This window comes from Lentisphaera marina (assembly GCF_028745505.1).
GTDB classification, from domain to species: Bacteria; Verrucomicrobiota; Lentisphaeria; order Lentisphaerales; family Lentisphaeraceae; genus Lentisphaera; species Lentisphaera marina.
In genome coordinates this window covers 1,805,012-1,820,794 of the sequence record NZ_JAQZZL010000001.1, presented here as the reverse complement: position 1 = coordinate 1,820,794, position 15,783 = coordinate 1,805,012, and the positions used below count along the sequence as shown (strand labels likewise).

The window sequence follows — 15,783 nt, the reverse complement described above, 5'->3', positions numbered from 1 at the left end:
TTACCTAATCCCTTTCAATAAACCTTAGTGTTAGCTGCGCGTTTTTTATTTTTTTTGATTGTCGGGTCCCAAAAGGCTGGTGGTGCATCGATATCAAAATCGTCTTTCATTTCTTTCTGTAGATCTTTTAATGCACTTTTAAGTTTTGATTTCAATAAAGCATATTCTGGATTTTTCGATAAGTTATCTTTTTCAAGAGGATCTTTTTTGAGGTTAAAAAGTCGTTCTTGTTGGGCATGTGGGTAAGTGATGTATTTCCAATCCCCTTTTGTGATCATGCGTTGGTGATCAATATATTCACCATAGATTTTCTCGTATTGAACTTTTCGTTCACCATTAATGAGTGGCAAGACACTTTTGAACTGAAGATGCGGCGCATTCTCTACTCCTGCTACTTCGAGTGATGTTGCCATGGCATCCTGCAGATAAATGGGGCTACTGATGGTCTTCCCCGATGGTAAATTTGGTCCCGCCATAAGAAACGGGACGCGAACACTATGGTCATACATATTTTGTTTTCCTAGAAAACCATGGCGACCAACTGCCAGTCCATGATCAGCAGTGAAAATCACCAGCGTATTTTCCGCTAGTTCAGAATCCTCTAAAGCTTTTAGCAAACGCCCTATTTCGGCATCCATGTAGCTAATACAAGCAAAGTACTCTTGACGATTAACTTTTACGGCATATTCCGTTCTTGGAAATGGAGCTAAGCGTGCATCTCGTTGCAAGGGGCCGCAGCCAATTAATTCTTTCTTGGGGTATTCACTGAGAAAATTTTCAGGCACTGAGATTGAGTTTAGTGGGTACATATCCACATACTCTTTAGGGGCCTGACGCGGATCGTGTGGAGCGTTATAGGCAATATACATAAAGAAAGGTTTTTTATCATTCTTTGCTTCCTTAATAAAATCGATGCCATGATTTGTCACTATTTCGGTCCAATGAACGCCTCCTTCCCAAAAACCTCCCTTACTTTTATCCCATGGCTTCCATCCCTGCTCATAATTTTCAGGACTGAGTGGGCGGTTATATCCTTCTTCAGTCTGCTTGGGCATACCGGGACGTGGATCCCTAACCACATCAAAGCGCGGTTTACCTGGGACATGCCACTTCCCCGTCATGTAGGTTTTATATCCCGCTTGACTCATAAGCTCGGACCAATGAGGATATTTTTTAATTCCCTGTTGTGCACTATTAACAAAAAGCCCCGAATTTAGCATAGCTCTACTGGCCGCACAGACTGCGCCATTCCACGCCCCCATATTGTATGCGTGAGTAAAATTTATACCGGAGTCTTTTAAACGATTTAAATGGGGAGTTTTACACTCTGTTTGATTGCCAATTGTTTCATAAGATTGATCGTCGGCAAAGATGAATAAAATATTAGTTTTTTCTTCTGCAAACAAGGAAAATGTAAATATGAGTATAGTACCTGAATCCGTGATCAGGTTTTGAGATTCATGAGATAATGGTTTGGTCGAGTAATTCTTAGATCGTTTTTATCCCAGATTGTGAGATGTCCTTATTTCTTAAGCCTATCGCTCGTGATCAGGTGTCTAAGGATAGTAAATATAGCAATTTCTAAGGCAATTCACCCAACTTGGACAGAGTAAAGCACAAAACTCAATAAAAGAGCTTTGCAATAAACTTCTTATTAGTGGATTAAAGGCTAAATGATATTTTTTGATACAGCTTAAACCAAGGGCTATGTCGACCAAACTTGAGAGTTTCATCTCCTGCGTGCTTTACGTGTTTACAAGCGGTTAAAATCAAGTCACGTATCACGCACCGTAGGCGGCGTCGTTGGGCTTTGATTTTAATTGGAGCCAAAGATTTATTATGGATAAGGTGATTACCAATGACTCTGAGCACATTAAAAGCGAGCATAGCGCAGTGCAAAAAGAATTGATTCGCTTTAAATTTCCCTGAGGGTAAACGCTCTACATTCATATCGCTCTTCAATTCGCTATGGAACTGCTCACTGGTTCCATGATCGTGATAAAGTTCGATCACATCCTCGGCTTCTAAAGGTAAATTCGTCCAATAGGTCTCCACTTCGATTTCTGGCATCAAAAGTCGATTGCCATCTTGATCTTCGAGTCGTTCCGTAACTTTAAAAATAACAGGAACCACTTTATGTTCTTCATTGTTTCCAGGATGTTTGTGATGGAGTTCACCGACAAAGACACTCTTACCATCTCGAGATTTAAGCTGTCGCCCTAAACGCCGTGCGTTGGATAGCCACTGTTCTTTAGATTCCTTTCTAAGGTTCCGTTTAATCAGAAAATATTGATCATCAGGAAGGTGTCCGAAATTAACCTCAGCATCGTGAGCGGAATCTAAACGAAGTAGTACGGGGTGCTTAAGCTTTAATTTTTTGATCATAGTAAAGCTGTCATCTAAGAACTCTGGCATCCCTTTTTGTGCATGCTGTGAACCTGGACGCAGCTCATTATTTAGCATAAAGCCCTCAGTTCCAAGGTAGGCAAACATGGGAGAAAATCCGTCATGATTTTTATATGTCCAACTCACATTTTCTTTATGGCTACCGGAGTTATCCATGGGTGATACATCCATATCGAGTGGAATAAAATTCATCCCCCCTTTTGATATATTACCTATACACTGTTTTTTGAGCAGGTTTGTATTCGCTGATTTTAAATGCACTTCATGCTCAGAAGACATGATTTCTAGTCGTTGACGCAAACGTTCCTCGGATGGAACTTTGTTTAATCCAAGTGATTTCATAAAGACTTCGTTTTCACGAAACTGACTAATATCTGTGAAGCGTTCACGCCCCTGAATCAGTAACCCCACCTGTGATTTGAAAATATCTAGATCTTGAAAGATATGATTGGCCTTGTGATCTGTATTGAACTCATCGTCAATTTCACTTTGTTGAAGGACTTGGCCACCTAAAAATATTCCGCCAATACTGTGAAGGGAATCATTGCCTGTGTCGAGTTTAAATGCTTTATTCATGAGAAAACCTGTTGGGTGATTTTGGTGTCGTAACTTAAATTACTATAAACCAACAGGTTTTCTTGTTTTTAAGCTGTTTTTTAAGATCAGCTCACGGATTCAGGTATATAAAAACACTAACCAAAAAATGAACCTGAAATTCTCGTTCCTCGAATTCAGGTAATTTAGGTCGTTAGATTAATAAATTAAATGAATAGATTGATTTACGAAAAGAAGAATATATCTTTATTTAACAACGGATAACGGAACTATGACTCTTTTACAAAAAATAGAAAATGAAGCTTTAAGTCTTTCACAAGAAGATCGAGCGCATTTAATACATGATTTAATTGAAAGTCTTGAATATCAAGAATCTGATTCAATTAATTATGAATTAGAAATACAAAAAAGAGTTCAATCAATCAATGAAGGAACTGCTGTTGGAGTAGATGCTGATGAAGTATTTGCTCAACTAGAAAAGAAATATTCATGATATCCATAAAGTTCCTTCCTCAAGCTATTGAGGAACTTGATAATTCTATCCAGTACTATGAAGAGCTTTATAAAAGCTTAGGACTAGATTTTCACAAAGAAGTCAAAAAGACAATCAAAATCATTGCACTAAATCCTACTATATGGAAATTATACGAAGATGGAACTAGAAGAATTAGTACATCTAGATTCCCCTTTAAAGTTGTATATCTAATCGAAAATGATGCTCTTTGGATTGTCGCAATTGCCCACCATAAAAGATTCCCCGAATACTGGTCTAATAGGCTAAAGTAAAACCGAAATCTAACAAAATTCTGTACTCTATTGAACAGCCCTTTTCAAAAAGTACACTAAGTGTGCCTCATAGCAATAAAAAAGCCTCAGCAAGATTACTTACTGAGGCTTTTTAGTACGCCCGATAGGATTCGAACCTATGACCTACGGATTAGAAGTCCGTTGCTCTATCCAGCTGAGCTACGAGCGCATGTGGCCTTGAATTTGCAGTGACCTGTAAAAAAAGCAACTCGTAAAAAGGGCTTTTTTGACTTTAATTCAAGTTTTTTTTGTCTTGTGCTAAATGGGGCATTAATATTCTTGCTTTTTGCGATTGCTCAGATATGAAGCTCTGCTATCTTAGCGCCAATTAATAAGAAAAATTTTGAGATAAAAATGGCTATAGAAGATAAAGATAAACTCATTGCAGATTTAGGAAAAATTGAAGATATAGATGATCGCTTTACTTGGTTAATTAAATTTGGTCGCCAAGCAGGTGATTTAAGTGAAGATAAGCGCATTGATAAGTTCAAAATATCGGGCTGCACCTCTCAACTTTGGTTAGTTCCGGAACTCAAAGCTGGCCAAGTTCATTTTTCTGCTGATAGTGATGCCGCTATTCCAAAGGGACTTGGTACGGTCTTCGCAAAAGTTTACTCGGGACTGACGCCTGCCGAAGCCATGGCACTGGATGCAAGTTTTTTAGAAACAGCGGGCTTAAGTGAACATCTATCAATGAATCGCCGCAATGGACTTAGTAGTCTCCACAAGCAAATCATGCTCTACTGCGCAACTTTCTCTGCTCTAGCCGCCCAAGGCATTCAAGATTACGCTATCTAATCTGATAGTCATTTAAGAAAAATTGAGGATTATGCGCCGTTCCTTTAGAACGGGATGTGGGTCACGAACACAATCCTGTGGTTGAAACCACAGGCTGAGTTATGCGCAGTGCCTTTGGCACAGCATTTTTCCTTATTCACAAAATGGAGATGACATTGGCTAAGTTAATGAAGCGAAATTAGCCTTCTGGCTATTGGCGACAGTACTCATCAACCGCTAATGACGTGGCCGAAGCTAAGTTAACTGAATTATGCGCAGTGCCTTTGGCACAGCATCTTTCCTGATCCACAGAATGGAGATGGCATTGGCTAATTTTATGAAATGGAATTAGCCTTCAGGGTATTGGCGACAGTACTCACAAACCGCTAATAATGTGGCCGAAGCTACATTAGCTGATTTATGCTCAGTGCCTTTGGCACAGCATCTTTCTTTATCCAAAGAATTGAGGTGGCATTGGCTAATTAAATGAAACGGAATTAGCCTTCAGGATATTGGCGACAGTATTCATAAACCGCTAATGACGTGGCCGAAGCTACGTTATAAGAAAACGGTAAACCCCAAACGGGGATTTCTACCGTATAGTCAAGGCAATCTAGGCAATCTTGTGAAAGTCCCTCACGTTCAGCTCCTACGACTAAGACGCATTTATGAGGGAAGTCGAAGCTATGTAGATTATTCGAGTTTGTGGTCTGCTCCAAACCCACAAGGGTGTAGCCTTCTTGTTTAAGTTTTTTCAAGACTGGTGGCAAGCTATTCTTAGTTGTCAATTTCACTTGATCGGCTCCATCACGAGCAATCTTGGCATTCACTTTAGCATTTCCCGTCGCAATAACTTGCGTCACTCCCGAGCAACCTGCCATGCGCATAATTGTGGAAAGGTTGACATGGCTGCGCAAAGGTGAGCAAGCAATAATAAAGGGACGTTCTTGTTTTAATTCTGTCGGTGGTTTGTGACGAATATGTTCAAATTTGGGCATAATATACTCTCTAATCAATTAGCTCAACACTAATACCAAGACGCTCGCTTTAAAGTTCATTTTCACACTTTGCGGCTTGTAGATCTTTTTCTTTCTTAGCCTCTGTGTATAGATCTTCGTACGCCGCTTGCTCTTCAATACTCAACAAATCATAATCCTCAATGACTTGTTGCCAAGATTTGCGCTCTTGGCAAAGTCGTAATATCAATGAGAATTCAGTAGCTGACTTAAAACTTAAATTAGGAATTTCTTGGTAGGATTGATCTAAGTTGAGTGCTAATAAATGTTGCAATCTTTTTCTATCAAATCCCAAGAAATTCATTAGCCGACAAAAGCTAAAAGCTAGGCAAAAAAACTGCCCTTTTACACTAATTAAAATGAAAAAATGTAAAAAAACTGGGAGCAAAGAGCCAAAGACTAAATACGCTAATGCCTGATTAGGTATGAAGAGCTGAGCCAAAATAGTGAGTGAAATAAGTAAGCGGGAATAGCGGCGACTCATCTTTCTCATTGGAGAAAAAACTAATAATAGATAAAATATTGCGTAAAGAAGATGGATCATCTTTAAGTTCCGGAATTCCTGCTTAAGATATACTTGTTGCTATTTGAGCAAGCTTAAATCATTAAAACAAAAAGAAAAGATGAAAAAAGACGAAAAATCACAGATGGTGCTTGTTAACCCATCTAATAGAATTTTATCCGGGCTCGGCCTTTCTGTCCTTGGCCTTATTTTAGTACAATTTTGGCGCGATCGAAATATGGAGTTAGTGGGTTCAGACTTCATTCTATTTCTAGTTATATGCTTTTTCTTTATAACTTCCATCTATTGCCTCTTCTCTTGGTCAAAAACGACTTTTGTGGCAGGCCATAATAATTTTCGCCAAGAAGTTTATCACTTTGGCTTTGTCAAAAAAGTCCGTACTGGTATTTGCTCTAGTGTATTCTTTCAGCAAACGCCTCAACTGCGCCCCTCTTACACTCTATTTCTGTCCATCACGGATTCAGATGACCTAATTATTCGCGAAGGTCTAAAAAGATCTGAAGCGAGAAAAATTGGAAATAAAGTGGCGACTATCTGTGGTCTAACACACATTCCTGACGATCCCGTAGAAGAAGTTAAAAAAACTATCCACAACTTTGATGATGACAATGATCAAGATGAGTTGGACGAAGAAGAATTAAAAGATTAATTTTTATAAAAGTAAATTTAGGAATCATCCATGATCAGAAATATTTTAATTTTCGCTCTTTTGAGTGCCGTAAGTTTTAGTTGTGTCAACACTCCCACAAACTTAAAAGATGAGAGCGGCCAATACATGGCACGCAATGGTAAAGTCATTATTCATTTAGATAAACAAGCTAAAGATTTATTTTACCCTTCTTTAAAATACTTAGCCGATGACTTGGGCTCACAAATTACACATAGTTCAAAGACTCGTCTCTCAATGAAAGGCAAACTCGATAAGGGCTACGAAGTTTCGATTGAGCTCGAACAGAAACTCGAAAATGTTTGCGAAATCCGCATCTATTCTAGCCGCCATAAAAAGCCAAATGATTCTTTGAGTAATAAAGTTGCAAACGAGCTCTTACCTCTCATTCAGTAGGATTAAATGGACGTTGCTCAAACAATCTATAATAAGGAACTTGCTGAAGACGACTTTCATAGCAGTTCCCAGGAACATGATTATTTAGATATATTTGACAGCCTCCCTGACCTCAACGACCGCTACCGAGTTAGAAAAATTATTGGCCGTGGTGGTAACTCCACTATTGTAAAAGCCCGTGACCTCATGCTCGGTCGTAGCGTTGCACTAAAGATCCTTAAAGATCAGTACAAAAAGAAGGTCAAAGTTTCACAGCGCTTCATCAACGAAGCCTTGATCATGGCGTACATGCAGCACCCTGGAATCATCCCCGTTTATAACCTAGGAAAAATTGGTAACAACGATGTTTTTTATTCGATGCCCATTGTCACGGGAAAAACATTGCGCGAGATCTACGATGACAGTACCCTCACTGACTTATTAGAAATCTTCAAAACAACTTGTCATACCCTAGCCTACGCCCACGAAAACAACATCATTCATCGTGACATCAAACCAGAGAACATCATGGTGGACGAATACCAACGCGTTCTCTTATTAGACTGGGGTTTAGCTCGCAACTTAAATGAACAAGAGCCACAACACGATCCGATGCCTGAAGAGAAAGCTGTCAGCCGCTTTGAAGACAAAGGGGATATTCGCCTAACAATGAATGGCGAAATCAGTGGAACCCCCGCTTACATGGCGCCAGAACAAACTCTAGGTTTGGGACGAAGCACGAACCGAGGAACTGATGTATTTGCCATGGGAATTATCCTCTACGAAATTCTTTACGGCACTCATCCTTTCACCAACGAGACTTCCACCAATTTTCGACAGATCTTTAATGAAATAAAAAACACCACCCCTGCATTCCCAAAGCGCGGTCGTGGTGGCAGACTCATACATCCCACTTTAGAAAAGATATGTCGCCGTTGCCTCGATAAAATCCCCGACAAGCGCTACCAAGATGCGATTCATTTAAGCGAAGAACTTGATTCGTTCCACAAAAAAGTTAAAAAGAATGCGCTGATAAAAGCTTTACTGCTAATATGTCTATTTGCGCTTTGCTCATCCGTGACTATTTTCCTTTACCTTAATAATTACAAATCTGAGGTAGTGAATAAGGATGTACAAATGTGTTGCATGATGTTAAATCGTACACAGCCTTCAGAAGAGGCTTTAAATGCGGTTAGATTGAAGTTGCAAATGCATAAAAACGATTTACATAAAGCTGATAAAAAGAATTTAAAATTTATAGTTGGCCGACTTCAAGACCTCCAAGCGAGGGGCTTTCAGTTCGAGTCATCTTTAGACATACTGCAAAAAGGAGCCTCGCAGCCGTGAAATACTTTATATTATTGATTTTGATGAGCCAATTAATTTTTGCTCAAACAGTCAATAAAAAAATTGAAGAGAACTTAGCCTTCGAAAAATATGATCAAGTGATTATTGACGTTAATGAGGCTTTACTTACTGAAACCAACCGCAAGCAGATTGCAACTCTCAAATATTTTAAAGCTAAAGCACTTTATCACCAAGGCGAACTCGAAGACGCCTTCGATATTTTAAAAGAATTAGTTGATGACTACAATTTTGAAATTGATTATGAAAAAGTTTTGAATCTGCAGTTCGAGATCTCTAATACTCGTTATGAAAAGAGTGGTAGTTCAAACTTCTTCGGTTCATCAGAAGAAGCCATCGAATTTTACGAGGAACTCATTGCACAAGCTCCATACTCAAAGGGTGCGGCAACTTCAATGCTGAGAATTGGTATGCTCCAACAAGATGACAAAGATGATATTGCTGCCATGAGCACTTATCATAAACTGATTGCCACCTATCCAAAATCCGACGAAGCGGGTTACGCACGAATTTATATTGCCCAGTTTAATACCCATAGTATGAGAGGTATTCACGGCAACCTCGAGCTCATGCGCGAAGCTAAAACTCAGCTTAGATTATTCATTAATCAATACAATAAGCACCCCCTTTTAGCTGAAGCTAAAGACCAACTTCAAAGCCTTCGTGAAATTGAAGCTGAACGAATTTACAACTTGGCCTTATTTTATTTGGATCCAGTTCATTCTCGACCTGATGCCGCTAAGCGCTACCTCTACAAAGTTGTAGTAAACTACCCTGATACTGAAGCGGCTTTAGCAGCTGAGGCTAAACTTGAGAAACTTGACTCGAACTACAAAGGCGAGCTCAAGACTAGACAAATCACTAAAAAACGCAATGATGAACTTCAGACAAAACTCGAACAGCAAATCTTTACTCCTTTAGCGCCGCAAGCTAAAGATCGTTCAATTCGCCGTATTATTGTTCGTCCTGAGGATAGTAAAGGCAAATACTTAGTCCCCGTCGAAGACCTAGGACTTGATTTAGTCCCCCTAGAAAACACCGACACCGTCAACAAAGAGGAAGGAAGAAAGTAATGATCAAAAAACTCTTAACAAGTTTCGCTTTAGCTCTAGCCCTCGTTTCTTGCTCTGGTTATCAAATCGGCAATATGGGACATCCACAAATCAAACGCGTCAGTGTTGGCCAGCTTAAAAATTTAAGTGATGAGCCACGCTTAGCGCTCATCGTTATGGACAAACTCAAAGAGGCTATCCGTCAAGATGGTACTTATGAACTCGTCAACGCAGGTGAAGGCCGAGCAGATGCCATTATCCAGGGGACGATTCCTCAATTCAGCTATAGAAAAGTTGGTTTCTCAAGAGATGATGAGGAAAAAAAGAAATACCGAGTAAATAATTATCGTGCCACAGTAAAATTTGACTACGAAGTTGTGACTCCTAAAAAGCTTGTTATTCAAAAGTTCTCAATGACTGGTAATGGTGATTTTTCTGACGGTGTCAGTATTGAACAAAATAGAAGAGAAGGACTCGAAAGAGCCGCTTATAGCATGGCCACTAAAGTTGTGACGCAACTCGCAGAAGGTTGGTAATGTATAGAGTTGGAACTGGCTTTGACGTCCACCAACTCGTCAGTGGGCGAGATCTAATCATTGGTGGGGTAAAAATCCCTCATGGCAAAGGACTTCTTGGACATTCGGATGCCGATGTTTTACTTCACGCAATTACAGATGCCGTCTTAGGTGCGCTAGCCCTTGGTGATATTGGTCAATGGTTTCCAGATACCAAAGAGGAATTCAAGGGTGCCAATAGCGTAAAACTCTTAGAACATGTGCTTGAATCAAAATACCTTTCAGATTGGAGTCTAGTTAATTTAGATTGCACGATTATTGCTCAAGAACCAAAAATGGCCGCTTACCTCCCTTCCATGAGACAAGTCATTGCCAAGCTTTTTAAAGTGACTATCAATGAAGTTTCCATCAAAGCAACCACCTTTGAGAAAATGGGTTCTCTTGGTCGTGCTGAGGGTATTGCTGCCCAAGCACACCTAATGCTACAAAAAACTAGCCAAGAGAAATAATTTGCAAGATTGGTGGACCATCTATTTAGCTGCCATGGTGCTATCTTTTGTCTTGGCATTAATTTTCACTCCCATTTGTCGAAAGTTGGCTTGGAAATTTAATATTCTTGACAAGCCTCTTTCCGAAGGGCACAAGATGCATAGTGACGCCACGCCTTTGCTAGGTGGCACGGCCGTTTGCCTCAGCTGGCTTAGTACATTGCTTATTGGACTTTTTGTCGCCAGAAATAAAATTGAACTTCTACCTGCTTCGTACTCAAATATCTTTTCAAGTGGAAACCCTGCCCTAAATCAATTATTTGTCATTGTCTTTTGTGCCATAAGTTTCATCATTCTTGGACTTGTAGATGACCGCTCACCCATGTCAGCAAAATTCAAATTATTCCTCCAAGCATCGCTATGTTTTGGGACTGCTTTTGCAGGAATACGAGTTTCCTTTATCAGTGACCCAATAATTGCGAGCCTCGCTACGGGCATGATTTTATTAACAATTCTAAATGCCGTTAACTTTTTAGATAACATGGATGGTCTTTGTTGTGGCGTTGGAGCCATTTGTGCTGGAGCCTTTGCGATTTCCGCAGGTTTACAAGGGCAATACTTGGTCTCTATCCTAGCTACGGTGACGTGTGGTTCTTGTTTTGGCTTTTATATCTTTAATTGCAATCCCGCGAGCATCTTCTTAGGTGACTCCGGCAGTCATTTCGTCGGCTACCTCTTAGGGGTCTGCGGTATCTTAGTCACTTATACCTCTGGAGAAGCACATCAAACGGGCTATCCCTTTATCATACCTATCTTGATTCTTGCCATCCCTTTCTTTGATCTAGCCTCAGTTATTGTGATCAGAACTCGACAGGGAAAACCCGTATATATTGGCGACCACAATCATATCTCCCACCGCTTTGTTAAAATGGGCTTTTCTCGTAGAGCCTCCGTTTTCCTAGTCCATTCTTTATGCCTCATTATTTGCCTCTCAGGTATTGCTCTAATTAAAGCTAATATTGCCGTGATGATTCTCATTTTAACTCAAGTGATTGCGCTTCTCATTTTTATGACTATTTTGCACAGCAGACAAAAATTCAGGAAATAAACATGATAACTGATAAGTTAAAAATCGAAATCCAAACAGCAGTAAAAACTGCTCTTGTGGAAGATGTTGGAAGTGGTGATGCGACGACTTTAGGTTGTATTCCTACTGACCTTCAATGCACCGCCAATTTTCTTGCTAAGCAAGATTGTACTGTAGCTGGCCTTGCCCTTGCTGAAACTGTTTTAAAAGAGCTTGATCCTGCAGTGAAATTTGAAGTTTTAATTGAAGATGGTTCAGCATGTAAAAAAGGACAAATCATGGCCATTGCCAAAGGCAATGCTCGCGCTATCATTACAGGTGAACGAGTTGCTTTAAACTTTTTGCAACACCTCTGCGCCATAGCTACTACTACACAGACTTTCGTTAAAGAAACTGAAGGTACTGAAGCCAAAATTCTCGATACAAGAAAAACGACTCCTGGCTTGCGTGCCCTTGAAAAATATGCTGTTCTTTGTGGTGGTGGAAGCAATCATCGCTTTGGTCTATATGATCGCGTCATGATCAAAGATAATCACCGTGAACTCGCTGCAGCCGAAGGTGTTGGCGGCATTTTACGCTCGGTACGTTCTTGTCGCTTAGCTTTTCCCGAAATTGAAGTCGAAGTCGAAGCAGATACTTTAGAAGAAGTTCAAGAAGCTCTAGATGCAAAGGCTGATTACATCCTTTTGGACAACATGTCTAATGAAGAAATGTCAGAAGCCGTCCGTATGACTGGAAGTAAATGCTTATTAGAAGCGAGTGGTGGAATTACTGTAGAAAGAGTTGCGGAAATCGCAAAAACAGGTGTGGATTATATTTCAGTTGGTGCCCTAACGCATTCAGCTGGTTCAATTGATATTTCTTTAGAAATTAAACCTGGCGTATAAATTGCTCTATATCACCGAGATTTACAAAAGCTTACAGGGAGAATCCACATGGTCTGGCTTACCCTGTACTTTTATTCGCCTTTCTGGCTGTAACTTGCGTTGCTCTTGGTGTGATACGGAATATAGCTTCACGAGTGGAGACGCCCTATCCATCGATCAAATCATTGCTCAAGTTGAAGAACTCAACTGTGACTTAGTTGAAGTCACGGGAGGCGAGCCCCTTGCCCAAGAAAATGTGGGTGAATTGGTTCAAAAACTTCTCGACTTAGGTAAAACTGTTTTAGTGGAAACTGGTGGTCACATGGATATAGATCTTGTCTCAAACAAGTCTATTAGAATCATGGACATCAAATGTCCTGCTAGCAAAATGTCTCATAAGAATGAACTTAAGAACATAGCTAAACTGACTCCGAGGGACGAAGTGAAGTTCGTAATACAAAATAAAGAAGACTTTTTGTGGGCTGAGAAAACAATTCGAGAATACAAACTTGAAAAAAAATGTACTGTAATAATGTCGACAGTTTTTGGACTTATGTGTCGTGAAGAATTGGCGAATTTGATTTTGCAATCTGGCCTGAACATTCGTATGCAAATTCAACTTCACAAACTAATCTGGAGTGAAGATACTAAAGGCGTATAACATTAAGAGGAATTCATGAGTACCTTAAAAGAGAATTTAATTAAAATCGGATTTAAGGCCGATGAAGCCGATACAATACTAGAAAAAATGCCTGCTGACGATCAGCAAAACTACGCTAGTTTCTCCATGCCTGAACTGGCCTTAAAAGCTGGTAACTTCAAGAATCAATACCTCAAAAAATCTACCGTACTCAAGAAGAAACTCACCATCCCTGGTGCACCCGAAGAAGAAGACACCACCACGATGGTCTTCAAACGTTCATCACTTCCCGATGCTGCAGTAGATACTCAATCTGCCACATCTAGTAATAAACCGACTCTCGACATGAATGCCACTGGCGTCGTCAGTTCCTCCTCAAAATTACAAAAAGCGGGCTCCTCCATCAATCTACAGAAACCTGGTGGAACTTTACTCGATTCAAATATTGCACCAGCTAAACCTGCTCCAAGCTTAAATAAACCCGGATCCAACTTAAAGAAACCGGGTAGTGAAAGTGCTCTACCTCCTGAAATCGACGCAGACATGGGAATCCCCACTATGAGTTTTAAGCGCGATTCACTTCCAGGTGCTGCTAAAGATATCACAGAATCAAAAGCAGCAACAAAAACACCTGGTAGTGGCTTGAGCGCCCTTAACTCTGGTGCTGGTACTAGCCCGGCTGCGGCTCCAGGTGCTAAACCTGAATTTCAACTAAAAGGTGCATCACTTAAAAAGCCTAGTGAAAACAAGGCCAATTCAGACGATGCATTAGAGGGTATGGACCTCAACACGATGACCATGTCAAAAAGTGCCATTCTTGGTAATGCCATTGATATCGCATCTGATTCACATGCTAAAAAACCAGGTAGTAGCCTGAGTGTGCCTAGTGCTGATAATGAAGCTACTCCTAAAAGTGACGAAAAGCCATCCGACACTCCTCCTGAAGTAGTTCCACCAAAAGTAAAACCTAAGTTAGCCCTCAAGGGTAACAAGGGCATGATCACTCCTCCTGGTTCTGGATTAGAATTACCCAAACCCGGTAGTTCTAGTAAAGCACCTGGAATCACTACTCCCGGATCTGGCCTCTCATCTCCAGGTGGCTTACAGCCTCCTTCTGGTGGGCTCAAAGCACCTAGTGGCTTACAAGCTCCAAGTGGTGGACTAAAAACACCTGGTGGCTTAACACCTCCACCGCCACCATCAGGTGACCTCCCACCCCCACCCCCACCAAGTGGAGGTTTATCTCTCAATCCTGGCTCAGAAGTTCATAAACCTGGAGACCTAGCTGAAGGCCATGATAAAAAACTCTCACTTAACTCACCTGCTGAAGATTCTAATGAACCTCCTCATGAGGACGTGAGTGAAACTGTCACAACCAGCCTCAACAAACTTAAAAAGAGCAAGTCTTCAAAATCAGGTAAAAAGCCTCTCGTCATTATGGCTGTAATTGGCATACTCTTACTTGGGGGCATTGCATTCCTTGTCACCAATCTGCTAGGTGGTTCCGATGACGAAGCTGAAAAGGAAGTAGCTGCTGCAGAAAAACCTATTGCCAAAGCTCCACCAAAGAAAGCTCCCAAAGTTGAAGAGAAGTTTAAAGCTTTTGATATCCCACAATCTCGGGAATGGGCTTATCGTACTGCGTCGCCTCTAAAATTTGATTTAAAAGAAGCTAGTAAAGATGCTTGGACTCTAGAGTTTTGGCTCAACTTACCTGAACAAAACAATGCAGAAAGTGTGCGCCTCCTCAATTTAAAACTCCAAGATGAAATTGCCTTAATGCTCAAGATCAACGATGGCAATTTCTGTACTCTTAAAGTAGGAGAAGAAAACCATAAAGCTAAAAAGGCTTTCCGTACGGGAAAAACTCAGTATCACATTGCCCTAACTTGCGAAGATAAAGAACTCGCCTTACACATTAATGGTCGCTATATCAGTAAAGCTCAACTTGATAAAAGTTTTGATTCTATTGTGATCGGAAACGATAAGCTCGCTCTTGCCTTTGATGAGTTCAGATTGACTTCTATGGCACTTTATTTGGCTGAGGAAAACTTCATTCCTTCTCGTACGCTTGAAAGAGATGAAGATACTCAACTCTACATTCCTTTTGAGGCCAACAAAAACACTGCTGAACTCAATTTTTATTACCCTAAAGAAATCGGCGCCTTAGCCATCGACGCAAATTCATGGCTCAATATCAAACAATCTGTTTTAGATGTAAGCGCGCTTTTAAGTGAGCTTGATAAAGAGATTATTGAGGAAGAGGAAACGGCCGTCCGTTAAGAACTTCGTACCATAAAACAAACAATCTTTTCATAAAAAAAGAGCTCTGATTTTTCAGAGCTCTTTTTAGTAATACACTTTATTTTGCATGGCTTATCTTCAAAGTAAAAATATCCTTACAGGGTGATTTTGTCGGGGTCAGTTGGGGGAGAATGACTTCAATACCCTTTGCGGTCTTCGCAAATTTAAGTTCACCATCAACACCCAGCATAGTTATTTTTGTGTCAGGGCTTACTTCGATAGTGAGCTTGATAAGGAAATAATTGACGAAGAAGAAACGGCCGTTCGTTAAAAATTTACTACCATAAAAAGAACAATCCTTTAATAAAAAAAGAGCTCTGATTTTTCAGAGCTCTTTTTA

The 15,783-nt window shown here is 40.3% G+C and carries 18 protein-coding genes and 1 tRNA gene; 13 read left to right on the top strand and 6 right to left on the bottom strand.

Annotated features, from left to right (window positions below; genetic code table 11):
- Positions 1-14 precede the first annotated feature (14 nt).
- Positions 15-1,406 carry a sulfatase family protein gene (locus PQO01_RS07480; RefSeq protein ID WP_274313401.1) on the bottom strand — a complete coding sequence of 464 codons (1,392 nt, stop codon included), beginning with the start codon at positions 1,404-1,406 and terminating at the stop codon, positions 15-17.
- 256 nt (positions 1,407-1,662) lie between these two features.
- A complete protein-coding gene (locus PQO01_RS07475; RefSeq protein WP_274311999.1) occupies positions 1,663-2,982 on the bottom strand; it encodes an IS1380 family transposase in 1,320 nt (439 codons plus the stop codon).
- Between the two features lie 250 nt (positions 2,983-3,232).
- Here PQO01_RS07475 and PQO01_RS07470 point away from each other — a divergent pair, with 250 nt between their 5' ends.
- Together PQO01_RS07470 and PQO01_RS07465 are read left to right on the top strand one after the other, a co-directional pair.
- The gene (locus PQO01_RS07470; RefSeq protein ID WP_274312894.1) at positions 3,233-3,454 is read left to right on the top strand and encodes an addiction module protein; all 222 of its coding nucleotides are present in this window, start codon (positions 3,233-3,235) and stop codon (positions 3,452-3,454) included.
- Entirely contained in the window at positions 3,451-3,747 is a 297-nt protein-coding gene (locus PQO01_RS07465; protein WP_274312893.1) for a type II toxin-antitoxin system RelE/ParE family toxin, read from the top strand. The genes PQO01_RS07470 and PQO01_RS07465 overlap by 4 nt, the downstream gene beginning before the upstream one ends.
- 116 nt (positions 3,748-3,863) lie before the next feature.
- On the opposite strand, the gene PQO01_RS07460 is transcribed toward PQO01_RS07465, so the two are convergent.
- Positions 3,864-3,937: transfer RNA gene (locus PQO01_RS07460), tRNA-Arg, on the bottom strand.
- A 185-nt stretch (positions 3,938-4,122) separates the two neighbouring features.
- Here PQO01_RS07460 and PQO01_RS07455 point away from each other — a divergent pair.
- The gene (locus PQO01_RS07455; RefSeq protein ID WP_274313400.1) at positions 4,123-4,566 is read left to right on the top strand and encodes a SufE family protein; all 444 of its coding nucleotides are present in this window, start codon (positions 4,123-4,125) and stop codon (positions 4,564-4,566) included.
- Between the two features lie 476 nt (positions 4,567-5,042).
- Here the strand turns inward: PQO01_RS07455 and PQO01_RS07450 are convergent, their stop codons facing one another.
- Both PQO01_RS07450 and PQO01_RS07445 read right to left on the bottom strand, forming a co-directional pair.
- Positions 5,043-5,543, bottom strand: a complete 501-nt coding sequence (locus tag PQO01_RS07450) for a TrmH family RNA methyltransferase (protein WP_274313399.1) — start codon at positions 5,541-5,543, stop codon at positions 5,043-5,045.
- Between the two features lie 49 nt (positions 5,544-5,592).
- The gene (locus PQO01_RS07445) at positions 5,593-5,835 is read right to left on the bottom strand and encodes a hypothetical protein (RefSeq protein ID WP_274313398.1); all 243 of its coding nucleotides are present in this window, start codon (positions 5,833-5,835) and stop codon (positions 5,593-5,595) included.
- A gap of 349 nt (positions 5,836-6,184) precedes the next feature.
- Here PQO01_RS07445 and PQO01_RS07440 point away from each other — a divergent pair, with 349 nt between their 5' ends.
- From PQO01_RS07440 to PQO01_RS07395, 10 genes are read left to right on the top strand one after another with little or no spacing between them, the layout of a single operon-like run.
- Positions 6,185-6,733, top strand: coding sequence for a hypothetical protein (locus tag PQO01_RS07440; protein WP_274313397.1), 549 nt, complete (start codon positions 6,185-6,187; stop codon positions 6,731-6,733).
- 30 nt (positions 6,734-6,763) lie between these two features.
- The gene (locus tag PQO01_RS07435; RefSeq protein ID WP_274313396.1) at positions 6,764-7,147 is read left to right on the top strand and encodes a hypothetical protein; all 384 of its coding nucleotides are present in this window, start codon (positions 6,764-6,766) and stop codon (positions 7,145-7,147) included.
- Positions 7,148-7,153: 6 nt separating this feature from the next.
- Positions 7,154-8,473: a serine/threonine protein kinase gene (locus tag PQO01_RS07430; protein ID WP_274313395.1), complete on the top strand. Its 1,320-nt coding sequence runs from the start codon at positions 7,154-7,156 to the stop codon at positions 8,471-8,473.
- A complete protein-coding gene (locus PQO01_RS07425; RefSeq protein WP_274313394.1) occupies positions 8,470-9,564 on the top strand; it encodes a tetratricopeptide repeat protein in 1,095 nt (364 codons plus the stop codon). Before PQO01_RS07430 ends, PQO01_RS07425 begins: the two co-directional genes overlap by 4 nt.
- On the top strand, positions 9,564-10,079 hold the full coding sequence (gene lptE / locus PQO01_RS07420; protein WP_274313393.1) for an LPS assembly lipoprotein LptE: 516 nt from the start codon (positions 9,564-9,566) through the stop codon (positions 10,077-10,079). Before PQO01_RS07425 ends, lptE begins: the two co-directional genes overlap by 1 nt.
- Positions 10,079-10,567, top strand: a complete 489-nt coding sequence (ispF, locus tag PQO01_RS07415; RefSeq protein ID WP_274313392.1) for a 2-C-methyl-D-erythritol 2,4-cyclodiphosphate synthase — start codon at positions 10,079-10,081, stop codon at positions 10,565-10,567. The genes lptE and ispF overlap by 1 nt, the downstream gene beginning before the upstream one ends.
- A gap of 1 nt (position 10,568) precedes the next feature.
- Positions 10,569-11,654, top strand: a complete 1,086-nt coding sequence (locus tag PQO01_RS07410; protein WP_274313391.1) for an MraY family glycosyltransferase — start codon at positions 10,569-10,571, stop codon at positions 11,652-11,654.
- 2 nt (positions 11,655-11,656) lie between these two features.
- Positions 11,657-12,520 carry a carboxylating nicotinate-nucleotide diphosphorylase gene (nadC, locus tag PQO01_RS07405; protein WP_274313390.1) on the top strand — a complete coding sequence of 288 codons (864 nt, stop codon included), beginning with the start codon at positions 11,657-11,659 and terminating at the stop codon, positions 12,518-12,520.
- Between the two features lies 1 nt (position 12,521).
- Positions 12,522-13,160 (top strand): radical SAM protein, encoded by a 639-nt coding sequence (locus PQO01_RS07400; RefSeq protein ID WP_274313389.1) that lies wholly within the window; start codon positions 12,522-12,524, stop codon positions 13,158-13,160.
- A gap of 15 nt (positions 13,161-13,175) precedes the next feature.
- A complete protein-coding gene (locus PQO01_RS07395; RefSeq protein ID WP_274313388.1) occupies positions 13,176-15,422 on the top strand; it encodes a hypothetical protein in 2,247 nt (748 codons plus the stop codon).
- Between the two features lie 79 nt (positions 15,423-15,501).
- Here PQO01_RS07395 and PQO01_RS21630 read toward each other — a convergent pair whose 3' ends face one another.
- Positions 15,502-15,663 (bottom strand): alpha-L-fucosidase C-terminal domain-containing protein, encoded by a 162-nt coding sequence (locus PQO01_RS21630; protein WP_420792913.1) that lies wholly within the window; start codon positions 15,661-15,663, stop codon positions 15,502-15,504.
- Positions 15,664-15,783 lie beyond the last annotated feature (120 nt).